Genomic DNA, 19,378 nt, shown 5'->3' with positions numbered 1-19,378 from the left:
CGGTGGTGGCGAGACAGGATAGCGGGGTGGTGAGGTAGTGAAGTGGTGGCATGGTGGGTAGTGCGAGGCGTGGTATGTGGCACGTGGTGCGTACTGCTATATAGGTGCGTGACACGCGTGTTGTATTGGTCGGTGAAGGCTGCTATACTCAATTGCTGTTGCTCTTTGAGCAGCGTGGAGCCATGCCTGAGCGGCCGAAAGGGGCACCCTGCTAAGGTGTTAGTCGCGTTAGCGGCTCGAGGGTTCGAATCCCTCTGACTCCGCAACTAGGGTTTTGCGCGTGTTCGCAAAACCCTTTTTTCATGCCGAGGCGCCTACCGTCGCAAGGCCAACCGAGTAGTGTGGCCAATTTCCACAAATAAGTGCCCGCTGCCCATATGCACTCTTCATAGAGGTGAGATGAGTGCACGCCTTTCAGCAGGGTTAACGGTCCTATCTGTCGCAAAAATCGTTGCTACACCGTTTTTTCGGACAGTTGCAGGGTGTATCTGTCTTAAAAATCGTTGTTGCACCGTTTTTTCGGACAATTACAGAGGGTTGTCATGCTCAGCGGCGCAGAATATGACTTTCGTCAGGGATGCACAGGTGGGAAGGGCCATACAGCTTGGGTGGATGCCGCATTGGCCCTGGTGGGCGCATAGCTGGGTACGCGCCGTACCGCGGGGGATCGGGGCAAACAGGGCAAACCAACCAAACCACAAACATACGAACGCCCCGAAATCGAAGGATAGGCACGAGGCGTAAGTATGTAAGGCCGCGGTACGCCTTTGTCCGCTGCCTCGGCACCAAGTCTACCCATCTGCCCGCATGCCGGCAACCGCGCGGGCCACATCCCGACAATATCCACACAACACACCCGTATACCAGGCTCGCATCACCGCCCCGCGCGCCACGCCTGCACACAATCTCCCACACTTGCTCCGTATCAGGAGCTCGCTACAGTGGAACCATGACCCTCATCGAAACCCAACGAGACCGCACCGATCTGCCGCTCGTGGTGATCCCCAGCGTCTTCGACGACATGGTCGAGCCGCTGCGTGAATCGCTCCCCCTGCTTGACGGCATCGCGCGCGTTCGCATGCACACTGACCACACCTTCGACGCGCACGAATTCGTGGAGCGCTGCGCCGGCGCGCAGGCGGTCATCGTCATCAATGTGCACATCAGCGACGCCATGCTCACCGGCCTCGCCAGCCACGTGCGCGTGCTCGCGTTCGGCGGCACGGGCGTGGCGAGCTATGTGAACCTCGACCTCGCCGCCCAACTCGGCGTGCGCGTGTGCAACGTGCGTCACTATGGCGACGCCGCCGTGGCAGAATTCGCCTTCGCGCTCATGCTCGAAATCACGCGCCGCGTCGGTGCGCTCGACCGGCAACTGCGCGCAGGCAGCTGGGACGGCGCTCCCGGGCTCGACCTCAACGGGCGCACGCTCGCGATTGTCGGCCTTGGCGGCATCGGCGGCACGGTGGCGCGCATCGCGAACGGTTTCGGCATGCATGTGACGGCGTGGGATTCCGGCCGCGGCGACCCTGCGCGCTTCGAGACGCACCACGTGGCGCCGGTGCCCACACTGACCGAGCTGTTCGCCGGTGCCGACGTGGTGAGCGTGCACATGCCACTCACCGACGAGACGCGCGGCATGATTACCTCTGAACACCTCGATGCAATGCGCCCCGGCACGATCTTCATCAACACCGCCCGCGCCGAAGTGATCGCACCCGGTGCGCTCGAACGGCGCCTCGCCCGTGGTGACATCCCGGCCGGCCTCGACGTCTTCGACACCGAGCCGCTGCCCGCGGACAGCCCGCTGCGTTCCATGCCCAACCTGGTGCTCACACCGCATGTGGCATGGCGTTCGGACGGCGCGAACCGCAATCTCACGCGGCAGTGCGTCGAATCGATCGCCTCGTACTTCACGGGCGGCGACTACAACGCCGTCACGCCCGGTGTGGCATGGAACGCGGGGAAGTAGGCCATGCGCACAATCCTCAACACCGCAGACGCCCCAGCGCATGATTCGTTCGTAGAGAAGAAATCCGAGTTCATCAGCGACGCATGCCATGTCGACGCGCTCGCCGATGCGCTCACGTTCGTCGAATCGATTCGCGAGGCGCACCCGAAGGCGCGCCATGTGGCGTATGCGGCGATCGTGACCGACGATTCCGGCCGCGTGATGGAACGCATGAGCGACGATGGCGAGCCGTCGGGCACTGCGGGCAAACCGATCCTCGATGTGCTGCGCGCGAACGACCTGACCGACTGCGTCGTGGCGGTCACGCGGTATTTCGGCGGTATCCTGCTCGGTTCGGGCGGCTTGACGCGCGCGTATTCCACCGGCGCGTCCATCGCCGTCAAAGCCGCGCGACTGGCGCGCATTGTGCCGTGCCGGCAGTTCCGTGTGCGGCTCGACTACGCGCAGCTGGGGCAGTTCCAGCAGTTGCTCGCGCATTGCGAGGGCGAGCAGACCGACGCGCAGTTCACCGACCGCGTGGAGATTGTCGCGACGATTCCGCAGTCCAACTGCGAGACATTCGAAAACCGCGTGCGCGAGGCGTTCAATGCGGGCGTGGTGCCCGAGCCGCTCGGGCAGGTCGCGCGCCCGGTGCCGGAATGAGCCCGGTGCCGGAATGAGCCCGGTGCCGGAGTGGGCCCGGTGCACGAGTAAGATGGCAACGCACAGTGCGCGGCGCAACGTGCGCCAATCCCGCGAACAAGCGAAAGGTCAGGCATGAGCAGCGAGCAGAACACGCAGGCCGAACACACCACGCTCACCGAGACGTACGAGCGTCTGCGGCATTCCACAGACGAGGCGGAGCTGCACGAGTTCGCGCGTCGGCCGCTGCCGGACCGCGCCGACCAGGCGGCGTTCTCGCGCGCCACCGCACTGCTCGAAGCTGTGGCGGGCAATCAGCACACGCCGGTCGAAGACCGCGTGTTTTTGGCGCAGACGATGCCGTTCCCGAACGTGCTCGTCAAACTGTCCGTGGACGAGGCGGTGGACGTGCGTCGTGCAGTGGCGGCGAACACCGATGCGAAGAACTGGCTCGTGGGGCGCCTCACGAAAGACAGTGACGCCAGCGTGCGCGACGAGGCGCTGCGCAACAAGCAGACCTCGTGGAAGATGCGCATGGAAGGCGCGCAGAATCCCCAGGTGGACGCACAGACGCTCGATTTCCTTTCGCGCCTTGGCGCCGATCTCGAACCGGACGCCCCGGCCGTGCTGTCGTCGATGGTGCGGCGGTCGGCGGCGCTCAATCCCAACGCTTCGGAAGAGACTGTGCGCAGGCTGAGCGAAGACGCGAGTGCCGAGGTGGTGCACGCGGCCCAACGGCGTCTTGCGGCGGGTGAATGACGCGCGATTGCCGGATTTCGTGACAAAAGTGTGTTGAAAACGCAAGGTATGGGTGTTTTGCTGGGGTGGAGTGCCTTACACTAAGGTCTTATGGCAGAGCACATGGAAGAAAGCCCCGAACGCCTCGCACGCCCGCTCATGCGTCTGGCGTCCATGATGGGCGTTGCAACTAGTTACACTGGATTGTCGCGAGACTTCCACGAGATTTCCGATGAAACGCTCATTGCGATCCTCGGGGCCCTTGGAATCGACGCAACCACCCCGGAGGCGATCGAGCAGGCGATCACCACCATCACCCATGAGCAGAACCTGCGTCTTGTGGACCCGACCGTGCTGCACACGGTGGGCAAGGAGACGCATGTGACGCTGCGCACGGGTATCACCGAACCCGCGCAGATCACGCTGATCCTGGAGAACGGCGAGCCCTTCGAGGGCGAGCTGCAGCTCAACCCGATGCCCGAAGCCAAGGTGCGTGAGATCGACGGCAAGTTCGTCGCCGAATCCGACCTGGTGCTGCCGGCGGACCTGCCGGTGGGCTACCACACGCTGCACGTGGAAAGCGGCGACCACACCGAGAACGCCACGCTGATCAGCGCGCCGGAGCGCATCGAGATGCTCGACCCGATGAAGGACGGGTCGCTGTGGGGTTGGATGGCCCAGCTGTACTCAATCCGTTCGGCCGACTCGTGGGGCGTGGGCGACTATTCCGACCTGCGCACGCTGCTCACCGACGGCAAGCGCTACACCGACGCCGATTTCCTGCTCGTGAACCCGCTGCACGCGGCCGAGCCCGTGGTGCCGTTGACGCCGTCGCCGTACCTGCCGGTGTCGCGCCGCTTCGTGAACTTCACGTACATCCGTCCGGAGGACATTCCGGAATACAACATGCTCGATGGCGAGGCCAAGGCCAAGATCAAGGCCGAGCACGCCAATGTGGAGATGTTCAACAACGACCCGCAGCTCATCGACCGTGACGCGATGTGGCTCGAGAAGAAGCCGGCCCTGCGCACGATCTTCGACGCCGGACTGGGCCAGGAACGCCAGCGCGAGTTCGACGAGTACAAGGCGCGCTGCGGCGAAGACCTCGAGGCCTACGCCACATGGTGCCTGTGCTATGAGCTGTGGGGCGCGCCGGAAGACAAGCCGGACAACTGGATTCGCACGATGACGAAGGAATCCCCGGAGGTCATCGACCTGCGCGAGAAGCACGCCGATGAGCTCGAGTTCTACCGTTGGCTCGAATGGACCGCCACCCAGCAGTTGCACTTGGCGCAGGAAGCGGCCCGCACCGTCGGCATGAAGATTGGCATCATGTCCGACATGGCCGTGGGTGTGCACCCGCTCGGTTCCGAAGTGTGGTGGAACCCGGAGCGCTTCGCCAAGGGCGCCACCGTGGGCGCACCGCCGGACATGTTCAACCAGCAGGGTCAGAACTGGAGCCAGCCCCCGCTCAGCCCGCTCGCGCTCAAGAACACCGGCTACTTGTCGTATCGCGAGATGGTGCGCGGCATGTTCGACTGCGCCGGCGCCGTGCGCATCGACCACATCCTGGGCCTGTTCCGCCTGTGGTGGATCCCGGAAGGCCATACAGCGGTCGACGGCACCTACGTGTACTACGACCACAACGTGATGCTCGGCATCCTCGCGATCGAAGCGAGCCGCGTCGGCGGCATCGTGGTCGGTGAGGATCTGGGTGTTGTGCCGGATTACGTGCAGAAGTCGCTTTCCGACCACGGCATCCTCGGCTGCGCCGTGGAATGGTTCGAGCAGATGGACGGCGTGTTCACCCCGCCGAAGCACTGGCGCCCGTATGCGCTCGCGTCCGTCAACACGCACGACCTTCCGCCGGCGGCCGGCTACCTCGAGTACGAGCATGTGAAGATCCGCGAACGCCTTGGCCTGCTCGAAGAGGGCTCGGAGGCGTTCGAGGCGAGCGCCCGCGCCGAGCACAACGCGATGCTGCAGATGCTTGTGGATCAGGGATATCTGGATGCTTCGCTGCTCGAAGACGAAGTCGCGCACGAGACCGAGATCATCGAAGCGCTGTACCGCGGCCTCAAGGGCTCGCCGTGCAAGCTGCTCGCTGCGTCGATTGTGGACGCCGTTGGCGAGAAGCGCGCGCAGAACCAGCCGGGCACCGACAACGAGTACCCGAACTGGCGCATCCCGCTCGCCGACGCGAACGGCGATGCCGTGATGCTCGAAGACCTGTTCCAGGGTGACCTGCTGCAGCGCATCACAAAGATCATGAACAGCTGATTTCCGCGGTATTCCTCGATTATGCAAGGCCCGGCGCACACGCGTCGGGCCTTTCGTTGCGGATCTGAGTATATGGCCGTTATGTGCTGGTATGGCTGCCACAAGGGGTTTCGGACAAGTATTCAGGCCTAGTTGTCTCAAATACCTTTTCTGCCACGGGATTTCAGACAGTTATCATGCCTATCTGTCTCAAATATCTGTTCCACTATGGGATTTGAGACAGCTAGTGCGCCCAACGGCTAGTGCCCCTGATGGGTAGCTACGTACAGCCGTGGGAGAGGGCTCAGATGGTTGTAGGTAGCTGGTACATAGCCAGAGGAATCCATTGCAGTGCGGAAATATGGCTGTAAGTGATCGATGGGTAGTCACAGCCAGCCATCAAGGACGCTTGCGAATGCAGATGAGCGTCAGTGGGAAGGGCAGAGTCAGGAAAAATGGTGCATGCCGGTGCTTTTGCGACCACCAAGGTGTGTAAGGTGATGCTTCGATGTCTGACAGCTCATTTGGCTTTTCATCGAAAAGATGTAGAAAATTGCCGTAGAAGGCGGCCGCATAATCATCGGCATCCCGCCAATCGGGCGCCGGCACCTCGATGACCGACTCGATGTGCAATGCAGGGTGCTGGGAGGCCATCCATGCCACGTCACCGAGAAAGCGCTGCCAATCGTTGGCGGTGAACTCGCCCGATGTGAAGTCTTCTTTTTCAAGGAACCACGTGTGGTTTTCGCTGTTGCGCGCAATATCCAGCATGGAGCGAATGATCGCCCCAAACATGCGCTCATCAAGTCTGCCGTCCATGCTTCTCCATTGGTTGTTGATGCCCCAACAAGTCTAGGCAAGCACTCCGCGATCGGATCGGGATCGTGCTGGGAGAGTGCTGGGATCCATGAATACAAACACATGTGCCCTTGCATCGCATGCAAGGGCACATGGAATGAGACGCTACATGGTTCAGTCGATGTCAGGGAACTGGTAGCGTTTCAGCATCTCGTCGCGGAACCATTCGGAACGCCGCTTGATGTCGTCGATCGTCCACGATATTTTGTCTTCGATGCGCTCGCCGGGCCGCGGAATGCTGGTATTGATCTGCAGCTGGCTGCGCATACCCACGTACTCGCCGTTGTCTTTGTAGTCGCGTTTCGACAGATTGTAATGCGTGTCTTCCTGGGTCGCCGGATGCTCGGGGTCCGCGAATGGCTTCTGGTGCATGTTCTCGTTGTAGGCGGTGAGCGTTAGATTGCCGATGCGGTGCGTGTATTCCTTCTGAAGGTCTTCGGCTTCTTCCGGATGCTCCGGTGCAATCATCTGCTGCCAATAGTCAGGGAGTGAACCTTGCGGCAAGATATGTTCGATTGACCAGCGGGGTTTGCCGTTTTCAAGCACATTATTGAGATCGATTGGCCGTTCCTTCGTGGAAAGCGACGCGTTATTGACTTCTTCAAGAGCATGTTCCAGATCAATGAGCACGAATCGCGTCGTTTTCGGTGTCTGGTCATACAGGGGACGTTGCAGTATCTCTTTGCCAAAGTCCTCATTGTTCTTGCCCTTCGCCTTCAGCTCATGCACGATGCGGTTGACAATGATGTCACCGCGCAGGTTGTCTGCACTGATTTCGCGGATCAGATTAATGAGCATGGCGCGGATATTCGAAGATTTGGGTACTTCGGTGATATTGCGTCGCACGTAGAACGAAACGAAAGTGCGGAGGATGGTGCGCATCTTCATAACGTCCAATCCCAATCGTTCTGCATCGACGAACAGGAAGAGCAGCAGCGGGTATGCCTGAGTAGATTCCAATTGCTGGAGGTTCGTGAGCAGTTGCTGAATGGTGGGATCTTCCAATAGAGGATCGTTGATGCGGAGATGCGAAAGCCCGATGATGTTGACGTATATTCTGGCTCGCTTGATGATTTCATTAAGATAGGTATCCGCATTACCCAAGCGAGCCAGACGGGTCTTTTTCTTGATGACATCCTGATACAGGTTGAGCGCCTTGCCCTTGGTGACGGAGCTCTTGATCGTGCTTTCGAACGCATCGTAATTGTTGAGGAAGAACTGTGTGAAGGCCTTTGTGTCCACATCGCTACCATTGCCATCAATGGTGAATGTCTGGTCGAGCATCTCCCACTGCCGTTGCAACTTTGACTGTTGCTGATTGTCGGTGCCTTCGCCCATGCCAAGGAACTCACTTTTCAGCAGATCCACGAGTGTTAGTGGTAATCCCTTGGAGTTCAGAGACGAGAAGATGCTGAACGCGTCACCGATGCTGGCCGCCTCGATTTGCAGGACCAGAACGTTGATGAGCTTGTCGTAGAACGCGTACAATGCCCCGATGTCGCTGCGCCAATCCTCGAAAAGCTCGACGATGTGATTGTAGCGGCGTACGAATATGCGGTTCTTCTTGACCTGTGGCTCATCCTTCTCGCACACTGCCCGGATGAGCTCCTGATAGATCTTTGCATCGTCTTCAAGTAGCTGCATTCGGGGCGACGCAGGATCGCGGTTGATCATCAGACGTCGTCCGATGTCGCTGTACATCTGCGAGACGTAATCGTCTTCCAATCCCGAAGGCAATGTTCCTTTGAGCGAGGAGGTGATCTGCCAGATGGCCAGCAGGAACAACGACAGTGTTGTCAAGCGCTGCTGCCCATCAATGACCTCGTACACCGTGGAACTCGGCTCATCTTGTGATTCGTGTTTCGTGACGAGAATGTTCCCCACGTAGTATCCTGCGGATTCATCATTGATGTCGGAGAACAACTGGTCGATCTACTCGTTTTTCCATGAATACGAACGCTGGTAGGTTGGAATGTGGTAGAACTCTCGGCTTTCCATCGTCAGAATCTTCGACAGCGCTTGGCTATTTGCGTCAATCTTCATGGTGACCTCTTCAATGCATCCTATATGCACTTTGCCTTCTATGATCACTCAGGATCTCGATTTTTCCGCTACAGCCTGCCGCAAAGCCCTTCATCACATCATCATGACGCACGGCGTGTTACGCACGCTCCCGTTGTCAAGCCAGTCGATATACTAGTAGATTGTTGTGTTTCCCTACGGGGTCCTTCAAAGCGCTTTCCCACTCGCCATAAGGACTTTCAGGGAGCCCACGGTAATGAGATCGGAACGCGGATGTGCGCTGACCACGCCATCTGGGTGAAGATCCGGAACACAATAGTGGAAAAGGTATATCGTGAAAACTTTCACACCGAAACCAGCTGACCTGACTCATGACTGGTACATCATTGACGCCACCGACGTTGTGCTCGGCCGCCTCTCCGTTGCCGCAGCCAACCTGCTGCGCGGCAAGAACAAGCCGACCTTCGCTCCTCACGCCGACTCCGGCAACTACGTGATCATCATCAATGCCGATAAGATTGCACTGACTGGTGACAAGATGGACAAGGAGCTCTACTCCCACTCCGGCCGTCCCGGCGGTCTGCGTCGCGACAGCTACGCCGAGCTGCTCAAGAACAAGCCTGAGCGCATCATCATGCACGCAGTCAAGGGCATGCTGCCGAAGAACAAGCTCGCCAAGGTCCAGCTGACCCGCCTGCGCGTCTTCGCAGGTGCGGAGCACCCGCACACCGCCCAGCAGCCGCAGGTCTTCGAGATCGAACAGGTCTCGCAGCAGGCAAAGTGAACCGTTAGGAGATAGATACCATGGCTGAGAACACCAACAACTCCCCGGTTCAGGAAACCGAGGCTGAGAACACCGCCGCTTTCACCACCGAGACCAACTCCGGTGCAGGCACCGGCACCTCCACGATCGCTCCGGGCTACGGCACCGGCCGTCGTAAGGAAGCCGTCGCCCGTGTGCGCCTGATCCCGGGTACCGGCAAGTGGACGATCAACGGCCGTACGCTCGAGGAGTACTTCCCGTCGAAGCTCCAGCAGCGTGAAGTCAACTCGCCGATCGTGCTGCTCAAGCTCGAAGGCAAGTTCGACGTCGTCGTGCTCGTCGACGGTGGCGGCACCACCGGCCAGGCCGGCGCAATCCGCCTGGGCGTTGCCCGCGCGCTGAACGCGATCGACCGCGATGCCAACCGCGCGACCCTGAAGAAGGCTGGCTTCCTGACCCGCGATGCCCGCGTCGTGGAGCGCAAGAAGGCCGGTCTGCACAAGGCTCGCCGTGCGCCGCAGTTCTCGAAGCGTTGATTTCGAATCAACAGCGTTACGAAAGGCTCCCCATCATCACGATGGGGAGCCTTTCCTGTTAGTTGCGCTCATATCACGGGCGTCAGGCTCGGCTACTGCAGCGGTCCGTCTTTCGCGTCCTGCATGAGAATGCTGATGCTCAGCGCGGGGAAGGTCCAGATGTGCGCTTCAGTCGCATCGCCGGTCGCGTGCGGCGCCGGTTCCTCAAGCAGCAGCATCTCGTCGTGCGCGCGCACCGGCGTGAACGGCGTGGCGGACTTCGCTACATGCGCCACAATCGCATTGTGCACGCGCGGCAACGGCGGCATGATCCACGAATCCACAAAACCGGCGTCGGCATTGATCTGTTGTGCCGTGGTCGATTCAACGGCGGACGGCGCCGGCGCTATGGCCGGTGCCGCGTGCCGCGGTGTATGTGCAGGCTTGTCCGCGCGGGACTGAGCGTAGATGTTGCTGTGCAGGTGGTCGTACTCCTTCGGCAACAGCGACGCCCAAAACGAAAGCTCGGGTTCGGGCGTGAAATGTTCGGTCGCCGCCCCCTGCTGCGGCCGCTCGCACGTCGTCTCCGCCGAACTCCACAGCAGATGCCAACGCGCGTCAGGCGGCATGTGGAACTGGCGCGGCTTGCCGTCGCCGTTGACCACAATCGCCACGTCGAGCTCGTCGCTGGACAGCAGGCGCATCGTGAACGAGCGGATCGACGTGTCGAACCAGTCGCGCTCCATCGGAGTGGTGCCGTCGGGCAGCAACCACTGCACGCGGCTCGACGGCTTGAGCAGCCCCAGCTGGCTCAGCCGCGTGAAGAAGTCCTCGTGATGGTAGATGTCGAGCGACTTGCGGATCGCGATGAGTTTCGAGATCGCCTCCATGCGGTGGAACTCCGGCGTCTTCTCGTCCGAGACGAGCCACTCCCAGTCGAGCCAGGTGATGTCGTTGTCTTGGCAGTAGGCGTTGTTGTTGCCGTACTGCGAATTGTTGAACTCGTCGCCCGCAAGCATCATCGGCGTGCCGAGCGAAAGCAGCAGTGTGCCGAGCATGGTCATGCGCGTCCGTTCGCGGATCATCTGCACCCTGCGGTCGTCGGTGGGCCCTTCCACCCCGAAATTCGCGCAATAGTTGATGTTCGCGCCGTCGTTGTTGTGCTCGCCGTTCGCCTCGTTGTGCTTGTGTGCGTATTGGGTCAGATCGGCGAGCGTGAAGCCGTCGTGCGCGGTGATGAAGTTGATCGACGACGTGGCGCCGCGCCCCGGGTCGGTGGCGAACAGGTCCGCCGAACCGCACAGGCGCGTGGCCATCTCTTGCATGCCCACGCCCTCGTTGTCTCCATGGTCCACTTCGGTCACCCAGAAGCGGCGGGCGGTGTCGCGGAAGCGATCGTTCCACTCTGCGAACGGTGAAAGGAACTGGCCGGTGCGCCATCCTTGGTTACCCAAGTCCCACGGTTCCATGATGAGCTTCAAATTGCCGAGCATCGAATCGGAACGCAACGCGTACAGGAACGGGTGGTAGGGCGTGAAGGCGCCGTTGAGCCGCGCCAAGCTCACCGCCAGATCGAAGCGGAAGCCGTCGATGCCGATGCGCTTGGCCCAGTAGCTCAACGCGTCCACGGCGAACATGATGTTGTGCGTGTATGTGAAGTCGAGCGTATTGCCGCAGCCGGTCGTGTCTTCCAATTCGCCGGCGTTCTGCTGCTGGCGGCGGTAGAACGACAGGTTGTCAAGCCCACGCCAACACACGCTCGGGCCGGCGTTGCCGCCTTCGCACGTGTGGTTGAACACCACGTCCATGATCACTTCGAAGCCGGCCTCGTGCAACGCGCGCACCATCATGATCACCTCGTCGCGCACGGCGTCCGCGCCCAGCTTTTGCGCGGTTTGCGTGGCATATGATGGCTCGGGCGCGAAGAAGCTGAGCGTCGAATACCCCCAGTAATTCGGGCGGTCGTGCTCCTGCAAAAACACCTCGGGCTGCTTGGCCATGATCGGCAGCAGTTCGATCGAGGTGACGCCCAGACCCTGCAAATACGACAGCGTGGCCGGGTGCGCAAGGCCCGCGTACGTGCCGCGCAGTTCCTCGGGCAGCCAAGGCGCGTTCGCGGTGAACCCCTTCACATGCAGTTCATAGATTACCGTCTTGCTCCACGGCACATGCGGGTGCGAGGGGTCGGCGTCGTGCTTCGTCTCATCTCGGTCGTCGATTGCAATCGACATCGGCACTTTGCCCAACGAATCCAGCCGGTTCATCGCGCCCCACGCCGAGCCTTTCACATGGCCTTCGTCGTCGATCTCGCACTCGTACGCAAACGCGGCAGGGTCGAGGCACATCCTGCCCTCCACACCCTTCGCATAGGGGTCGATGAGGAACTTGTACGGGTTGAACCGCAGCCCATGTTTCGGGTCCCATGCACCTTGCGCACGGTAGCCGTAATGCATGCCGTTCCACGCCTTCGGCAGGTGCAGATACCACAGGCCGTAATTCGGCCCGTCCATACGGAACAGGGTCTCGCGCATACGCAATTCCCGCACCATGCGCATGCAGATCCTGTGCTGCTGCATCGCCTGGATGAACGACACACTGTCGACGTCATCGTGGATCCGCACGGCGTCGTTGTAAAACGCGCTCGGTGCGTCGAGCGACTCCAATACAGAGAACCAAAGCTGTTCCGCGGTCTCTGAGCGCGCCACCACGTCGGCGCCGCCGTCTTCGGTGAAAAACAGGCCCGGGCGCGTGGCGTAACGATGTAACTGAGGTAACTGCATGCCCACCATTGTAAAAGGGCGGACCCGGGCAGACAAAGCCTGTATTATTCGGCAATACGGTACGTTCTGCTGCTCAGACGCAGCCGAGCGCCGTCAGGTGCGCCTGCACCACGGCGAGCGCCGCGCCGGTCGCGTCCTGGTATTTGTCGCACAGACCGCGAATGATGCGCGGCGAGCCGCTGTAGTTCGGTATACGACGGGCGGCAGTGGGCCGCGCGGCGCTTATCTGCTGCAGCTGCGCGATCTCCGCGTCGTCGAGATAGCCTGCGATCGGCCCACACAAGACCACGTCCGCGTCGAACACCGTGTGCACGTTCGCAATGGCGTGGCCGAGCGATTCCAGCCATGCGCGCATGCGCTCGCGGTGGTGGATCTCGCCCTGCTCGAGCACGCCGAAGAAGCCTGGCAGGCTTTCGCCCTCTTCGGCAAGTCGGTTCGACGCGCAGTAGACGTTCAGGCAGCCGGTGGAACCGCATTCGCACTGCGGGCCGCCCGGCACGAGCTGCATGTGCTCGATCGCGCCGGTGTGCGGCGTGCCGTTCACGATCACCGAGCTGCCGATGTGGTTGCCAAGGAACAGGCAGACGGCGTCGTGCAGGTGCGGGCGCGCCCAATGTTCGGCGAGCGCGTAGGCGCAGTACCGCTCGGTGAACGTGACGGACGGAGCGATGTTTGCGCCGATGCGTTCGTAGTCGAGGCTGTTGGCGGCATTGATGTGCGCCGGCACGGTCAGGCCGGTGCCGAGGGGAGTCAGTCCGTTGGCGGAAAGGGCGTGTGCGAAGTCTTCGATGATATGCGCGGCGCGCTGGTAGAAGATGGCTTCGGCGCGTGCGGCGATCGTGGTGTGCCGCTGGTCCACGATCGCGCCGGAGAGATCGACGGCTATGCAGACGATTTCCGTGGAGCGGATGGTGACGCCGAGCGCCACATGCCGGCGCATGTTGAAGCTGTAGGTGGCGGGGCGGCGGCCACCGGTTGAGGCGCGCGGGGTGGTGCGCACCACGGTGCCGTTGTGTTCGAGTGCGCGCAGGGCGCTTGTCACTGTGGGCAGGCTCAGGCCGAGCTGGACGGCGATGTCTTGTTTGGTCAGCGGCGAGTGCGTGTAGAGCTGGCGTAGCACGCGCAGTTGGGTGGGGTTCGGCGGTGGGCTTGTGCGGCTGTTCGGCAGTGAAGTCATGGTGGGGTTCGGCGGTGGGCTCGACTGTGGGCTCGTCATGGTATCGAGCGTATCGGATACGCGCGCTTTTACAAAATCGGTTTTCAAAACTTTGGTAGGATTTGAAACTTTTGTAATGATGTTTTCTAAAAGTTGTCGCAGTAGCTCCGCTCTAATGGTGTGCGTGTTGGTATGAAAATACACAAAATGTTTCAAATGGACGACTGACAACAGTAAAACTGTCATAAAGGCTAACAAACTACTCGAAAAACGCACAGAAATGCACATTATGCGGCGACACCAGCAGGGGCTGACAGGCGCGGATTTTTACTGTAGATTGTGATGTGCCTCACGCGATATGTGGCCCTGTGGAACGCGGGGCGCGCGTGATGAAGTGCAGAAGTACAACTGCGTACCCGTACGCGACGAACATGGATTCGAGGAGGATCGCATGGCAGAAGCACGCAAGGACGATGCTCAGGCGAAGAAGGCCCCTGCCCAGAACGCACCCGAAGCAGCCCCTGTTGTGGACAAAGAGGCCGCGGCCGCAGCCGAGGTGGATGCCCTTGTGGTCAAGGCCCGCAAGGCATTGGAGGAATTCGAGAAGCTCGATCAGGAGACCGTGGACCGCATCGTGGCCAAGGCTTCGGTCGCCGCGTTGAACAAGCATCTGGTGCTCGCCAAGATGGCCGTGGATGAGACCGGCCGTGGCCTTGTGGAAGACAAGGCCACCAAGAACATCTTCGCGTGCGAGCATGTGACCAATTACATGGCCGGTCAGAAGACCGTCGGCATCATCCGCGAAGACGACGTGCTCGGCATCGACGAAGTCGCCGAGCCGGTCGGTGTGGTCGCCGGCGTCACGCCCGTCACCAACCCCACTTCTACGGCGATCTTCAAGTCGCTCATCTCGCTGAAGACCCGTTGCCCCATCATCTTCGGCTTCCACCCGTTCGCGCAGAAGTGCTCCGCGGAAGCGGCACGCATCGTGCGTGACGCCGCCGTTGAGGCAGGCGCTCCGGCGGACTGCATCCAGTGGATCGAGCACCCGTCGATCGAGGCGACCGGCGCGCTGATGAAGCACCCGGGCGTCGCCACGATCCTCGCGACCGGTGGCCCGGGCATGGTCAAGGCGGCCTACTCGTCCGGCAAGCCGGCCCTCGGTGTGGGCGCGGGCAATGCGCCGGCCTACGTGGACGCCAATGTGGACGTGCAGCGTGTGGCCAACGACCTCATCCTGTCGAAGCACTTCGATTACGGCATGATCTGCGCCACCGAGCAGGCGATCATCGCGCATAAGGACATCTACGCGCCGCTCGTCAAGGAGCTCAAGCGCCGCAAGGCCTACTTCGTCAACGACGAAGAGAAGGCCAAGCTCGAGCAGTACATGTTCGGCTGCACCGCGTACTCGGGCCAGACCCCGAAGCTCAACGCCGTCGTGCCGGGCAAGTCCCCGCAGTACATCGCGCACGAAGCCGGCTTCGAGATTCCCGAAGACGCCACAATCCTGGCCGCGGAATGCGCCGAGGTGGGTGAGAACGAGCCGCTGACCATGGAGAAGCTCGCGCCGGTGCACGCCGTGCTCAAGTTCAACGACCAGGAGCAGGGCTTCGAGATGTGCGAAGAGATGCTCAAGCATGGCGCGGGCCACACCGCAGCCATCCACACCAACAACGACGACCTGGTGCGTGAATACGGCCTGCGCATGCACGCATGCCGCATCATCTGGAACCAGCCGAGCTCGCTGGGCGGCATTGGTGACATCTACAACTCGATCGCCCCGTCGCTCACCCTAGGCTGCGGCTCGTACGGCGGCAACTCGGTGTCTGGCAACGTCCAGGCGATCAACCTGCTCAACATCAAGCGCATCGCTCGGAGGAACAACAACATGCAGTGGTTCAAGATCCCGGCAAAGACCTACTTCGAGCCGAACGCCATCAAGTACCTGCGTGACATGTACGGCATCGAACGCGCCGTGATCGTGTGTGACAAGGTCATGGAACAGCTCGGCATCGTCGACAAGGTCATCGACCAGCTGCGTGCGCGTTCCAACCGCGTCACCTTCCGCATCGTCGACTACGTCGAGCCCGAGCCGAGCGTCGAGACCGTTGAGCGCGGCGCCGCCATGATGCGCGACGAGTTCGAGCCCGACACGATCATCGCCGTCGGCGGCGGTTCGCCGATGGACGCCGCGAAGATCATGTGGCTGCTCTACGAGCACCCGGAAATCTCGTTCTCCGACGTGCGCGAGAAGTTCTTCGACATCCGCAAGCGCGCGTTCAAGATCCCGCCGCTCGGCAAGAAGGCCAAGCTCGTGTGCATCCCGACCTCGTCGGGTACCGGCTCCGAGGTCACGCCGTTCGCCGTGATCACCGACCACAAGACCGGCTACAAGTACCCGATCACCGATTACGCGCTCACGCCTTCGGTCGCGATTGTCGACCCAGTGCTCGCCCGCACGCAGCCGCGACGCTTGGCGTCCGACGCCGGCTTCGACGCCCTGACCCACTCGATGGAAGCCTATGTCTCGGTGTATGCGAACGACTTCACCGACGGCATGGCGCTGCATGCGGCCAAACTGATCTGGGACAACCTCGCGGAGTCCGTGAACAGCGAGCCTGGCCCGGCCAAGATCAAGGCACAGGAGAAGATGCACAACGCCGCCACCATGGCCGGCATGGCATTCGGCTCCGCGTTCCTGGGCATGTGCCACGCGATGGCGCACACGATCGGCGCCCTGTGCCACATTGCGCACGGCCGCACCAACTCGATCCTGCTGCCGTACGTGATCCGCTACAACGGCCAGGTGCCGCAGGAGCCCACCTCATGGCCGAAGTACAGCAAGTACATCGCGCCGGAGCGCTACCAGGAGCTCGCCAAGAACCTCGGCCTCAACCCGGGCAAGACCCCGGCCGAAGGCGTGGAGAACCTGGCCGCCGCCGTTGAGGATTACCGCGACAACAAGCTCGGCATGAACAAGAGCTTCCAGGATTGCGGTGTGGACGAGGATTACTTCTGGTCCATCCTCGAGCAGATCGGCATGCGCGCATACGAAGACCAGTGTGCGCCGGCGAATCCGCGCATCCCGCAGATCCAGGACATGATGGACATCGCGATCGCCGCCTACTACGGCGTCTCGATGGAGGAAGGCCACAAGATGCGCGTGGAGCGCGAAGGCCTCGCCGCCACCGAAGAGGCGTCGCAGCGCGTCTGAGCCATAGCTCATAAGCGCCTGTGACGTATGGGGCCCCGGAATCATTCCGGGGCCCACTTGTATATCGGTCATGCCGCATACGTCAGATAACGGCACAGATGATCAGCACAAAGCACAGCAGGCTCGCTATGGACTCGGTGATTCCAGTCGTCTTGGCGGGCATGCGTCGCACGCGGGCGACGAGCGGCATGGCCACAGCGCGCGCCAATAGCAGCGCGCCCGCCGCGCCAAGCCAAGGGCTCGCGGCGAATCCGGCCGTGCAGATGACGGCATGCCAGATCCATGAGGCGGTGAGGTAGGTCCATTTGCCGCGTTCCCGGATCATCGTTTTGACGAACAACACGGAACCGCCGAGCATGGCGGTATAGGCGAGGCTCAGCATGAGCGCAGGCTGTGCGAATGTGCCCTCGGGGAACCAGCTGTGCACCGACGGCAGCGTGTCACCATTGAGCTGCATGGCGGGGGTGACGTGTGCGCCGTACGGTTGCATGACGAGTGGCATTGCGCTCGACGCCAGCACAGCGCACGCATTGGCCCACAGCGAATGCTCACGACGCATCCATGCGCCGAGCATCGATCCGGCTGCGAGTGCAATATACAATGGCGCCCAACGCAGTACACCGGGGTGCAGCACCACGAACGGCATGCCGATGGCCCCGAGCGCGCCAAGATAGGTGAGTGTGGGGCACACGTAGCGTGTGCGGAAGCGCGATTTGAACCAACGCGCGGCGCTGAATTGCACGCAGTAGCAACAGGCCCATGCCACGGCCAACCAGCATGTGGTGACTGTGGGGCCGCAGGCGAACAGCGCGGACAGGGTGGGCATCAGGACGATCGCCCATGCGCCCGGCTCATTGGAGAGCCAGTCACGGCGTGACCTGAACCGCGGTGCGGTACGTGTGGCCGTCTTGGGTGCGGAAACCGGTTTTGGCGTAGGCGGCGTGCGGGGGCTCATGCTGTCTGCTTTGGTCATGCTGCCCAAGGGTAGGTAATTTTCGCGTGAACCGCCAGACCTTATATATGAATATGTGTAACCCCCTACCTATCTGGCCTCAGGCACGCACAATCCCACATGCCACCCGGATTTACCAACCTCCCAGCTACCACCGTCATGTAGCGTCCGAAATATCTTTGTGCTTTCGTGTTTTCGGACAGTTAGAGGTTGTAACTATCCGATTTATCGGCGGAACAACGTTTTTTCGGTCGCGAGGGGTGAGTAACTGTCTGAAATCACAGTGGGGATACGATTTTCCGGACGTAAGGCCATGGGGTACGTAGTATGCGTATCTGGCAGACGGTCGGGGAAAATGTGGATACGGGGCGTCCGACCACAGGGACCCGGATAGGTTGCCCGGGGAGGGCGGGGATGTTTACGGTCTGCGTATGAGAACGAACCACGAGTTGCTCCGAATGCACAGCCAGGCCCAACAAGGGCGCAGATGCATCGCAGCGGAAAGCCCACGGCAGGCACGGATGCTTTCGCGGCGGTACAGGGCCGGTGATCTCATACGCGTATATCCGGGCATGTATATGAGACCCGAGTACTGGAATGGGCTGACGCCCACGGAACGCGTGTGCCACCTCGTACGCTCACTGGCGCACAAGCATCCGGAATGGGTGTTTGCCGGCGAGCGCGCGGCATGCGTGCATGGATTGGAGGCGCCTTGGGTCGCTATGCGGCACATGGTGTACGTCATCGGGCCGTGTGCGGCGAGCACATCCGACTGCGATCAGCTGCAGCGGATTCGCGCCTATGGCATACAGCCCCACTGCGTTGATGGCATCAAGGTGACCGGGCTGGCCCGCACCGTCATAGACTGTGCGTGTGTGATGGATCCATGCGGCGCGGTGGCGGTATTGGACTCCGCGATCCGCAAGGGTCTGACAAAACAGGAGCTGTATGCGGAGTGCAACCGGCAGCACACCGATTGCGCCGCCGTGTTCCACCTGTTGCCGCATGCTGATCAGCGCAGCGAGAACGGCGGCGAATCCTACGCCAGGGCGGTGATGACCATGCGTCTTGGATTCGCCAAGCCACAGCAGCAGGTGGTGTTCGTCGATCCGCTCACCGGGCGCACATACCGTGTTGACTATTGTTGGCGGCTCGCCGATGGGGCTATCATTGTCGCGGAACTTGACGGCATGGAGAAATACACCAATCCGGGCATGACCAACGGCCATTCCATGCAGATTGTGGTCAACGAGGAAAAGCAGCGCGAGGACGGTCTGCGTCGGGCGGGAGTGAGCGTGATCGTGCGGTTCACGTTCGATGATGTGCTTCACGCGGAGCGGCTCGAACGCAAGTTGGCTGAAGCATGCGTGCCGAAAGCGGTGGCAGAGGCACGCGCGTAGAGGGCCGATCGGCACGGCGACACGCCCGAAGTTCAGCTGTACCGGGGGAGTGCTTAAATATAACAGTTGCCTGAAAAGGGCTCGCATATTGGAATCAAAAAAGCGAGCGCGGCACGGCAGGTCACGCA

13 protein-coding genes and 1 tRNA gene are annotated in these 19,378 nt (G+C 61.2%); 9 read left to right on the top strand and 5 right to left on the bottom strand.

Annotated elements, in window-relative coordinates:
* Nucleotides 1-176: 176 nt before the first annotated feature.
* The 5 genes from OU02_RS01965 (at nt 177) to malQ (ending at nt 5,611) form a co-directional block, all read left to right on the top strand.
* A tRNA-Ser gene (locus OU02_RS01965) sits at nt 177-263 on the top strand.
* Nucleotides 264-949: 686 nt separating this feature from the next.
* The gene (locus OU02_RS01960; protein ID WP_033488469.1) at nt 950-1,972 is read left to right on the top strand and encodes a D-2-hydroxyacid dehydrogenase family protein; all 1,023 of its coding nucleotides are present in this window, start codon (nt 950-952) and stop codon (nt 1,970-1,972) included.
* Nucleotides 1,973-1,975: 3 nt separating this feature from the next.
* On the top strand, nt 1,976-2,614 hold the full coding sequence (locus tag OU02_RS01955) for an IMPACT family protein (RefSeq protein ID WP_033488468.1): 639 nt from the start codon (nt 1,976-1,978) through the stop codon (nt 2,612-2,614).
* Nucleotides 2,615-2,728: 114 nt separating this feature from the next.
* Nucleotides 2,729-3,352: a hypothetical protein gene (locus OU02_RS01950; RefSeq protein ID WP_051918146.1), complete on the top strand. Its 624-nt coding sequence runs from the start codon at nt 2,729-2,731 to the stop codon at nt 3,350-3,352.
* 90 nt (nt 3,353-3,442) lie between these two features.
* Nucleotides 3,443-5,611 (top strand): 4-alpha-glucanotransferase, encoded by a 2,169-nt coding sequence (gene malQ, locus OU02_RS01945; RefSeq protein WP_033488467.1) that lies wholly within the window; start codon nt 3,443-3,445, stop codon nt 5,609-5,611.
* A 378-nt stretch (nt 5,612-5,989) separates the two neighbouring features.
* Here malQ and OU02_RS01940 read toward each other — a convergent pair whose 3' ends face one another.
* Together OU02_RS01940 and OU02_RS08020 are read right to left on the bottom strand one after the other, a co-directional pair.
* A complete protein-coding gene (locus OU02_RS01940) occupies nt 5,990-6,409 on the bottom strand; it encodes a hypothetical protein (RefSeq protein WP_033488466.1) in 420 nt (139 codons plus the stop codon).
* 153 nt (nt 6,410-6,562) lie between these two features.
* Nucleotides 6,563-8,371: a DUF262 domain-containing protein gene (locus OU02_RS08020; protein ID WP_051918147.1), complete on the bottom strand. Its 1,809-nt coding sequence runs from the start codon at nt 8,369-8,371 to the stop codon at nt 6,563-6,565.
* Nucleotides 8,372-8,804: 433 nt separating this feature from the next.
* On the opposite strand from OU02_RS08020, the gene rplM reads away from it, so the two are divergent.
* Both rplM and rpsI read left to right on the top strand, forming a co-directional pair.
* Nucleotides 8,805-9,254, top strand: a complete 450-nt coding sequence (rplM, locus tag OU02_RS01930; RefSeq protein WP_022858206.1) for a 50S ribosomal protein L13 — start codon at nt 8,805-8,807, stop codon at nt 9,252-9,254.
* Nucleotides 9,255-9,274: 20 nt separating this feature from the next.
* Nucleotides 9,275-9,769, top strand: coding sequence for a 30S ribosomal protein S9 (gene rpsI / locus OU02_RS01925; protein ID WP_026643535.1), 495 nt, complete (start codon nt 9,275-9,277; stop codon nt 9,767-9,769).
* 92 nt (nt 9,770-9,861) lie between these two features.
* On the opposite strand, the gene glgX is transcribed toward rpsI, so the two are convergent.
* Entirely contained in the window at nt 9,862-12,528 is a 2,667-nt protein-coding gene (glgX, locus tag OU02_RS01920) for a glycogen debranching protein GlgX (RefSeq protein ID WP_033488465.1), read from the bottom strand.
* Nucleotides 12,529-12,601: 73 nt separating this feature from the next.
* Nucleotides 12,602-13,744, bottom strand: a complete 1,143-nt coding sequence (locus OU02_RS01915) for an ROK family transcriptional regulator (protein ID WP_160248842.1) — start codon at nt 13,742-13,744, stop codon at nt 12,602-12,604.
* 391 nt (nt 13,745-14,135) lie between these two features.
* Here OU02_RS01915 and adhE point away from each other — a divergent pair, with 391 nt between their 5' ends.
* Complete coding sequence (gene adhE / locus OU02_RS01910; RefSeq protein WP_033488464.1) at nt 14,136-16,898, top strand: bifunctional acetaldehyde-CoA/alcohol dehydrogenase; 2,763 nt, start codon at nt 14,136-14,138, stop codon at nt 16,896-16,898.
* 82 nt (nt 16,899-16,980) lie between these two features.
* Here adhE and OU02_RS01905 read toward each other — a convergent pair whose 3' ends face one another.
* Nucleotides 16,981-17,871 carry a YwiC-like family protein gene (locus OU02_RS01905; protein WP_238551867.1) on the bottom strand — a complete coding sequence of 297 codons (891 nt, stop codon included), beginning with the start codon at nt 17,869-17,871 and terminating at the stop codon, nt 16,981-16,983.
* Between the two features lie 815 nt (nt 17,872-18,686).
* Between OU02_RS01905 and OU02_RS08995 the strand changes: the two genes are divergently transcribed.
* A complete protein-coding gene (locus OU02_RS08995) occupies nt 18,687-19,250 on the top strand; it encodes a hypothetical protein (RefSeq protein WP_241434867.1) in 564 nt (187 codons plus the stop codon).
* Nucleotides 19,251-19,378 lie beyond the last annotated feature (128 nt).

The sequence above is a fragment of the Bifidobacterium pseudolongum subsp. pseudolongum DSM 20099 genome, from assembly GCF_000771225.1.
GTDB lineage: Bacteria > Actinomycetota > Actinomycetes > Actinomycetales > Bifidobacteriaceae > Bifidobacterium > Bifidobacterium pseudolongum.
This window is presented reverse-complemented; position numbering and strand designations above follow the sequence as displayed.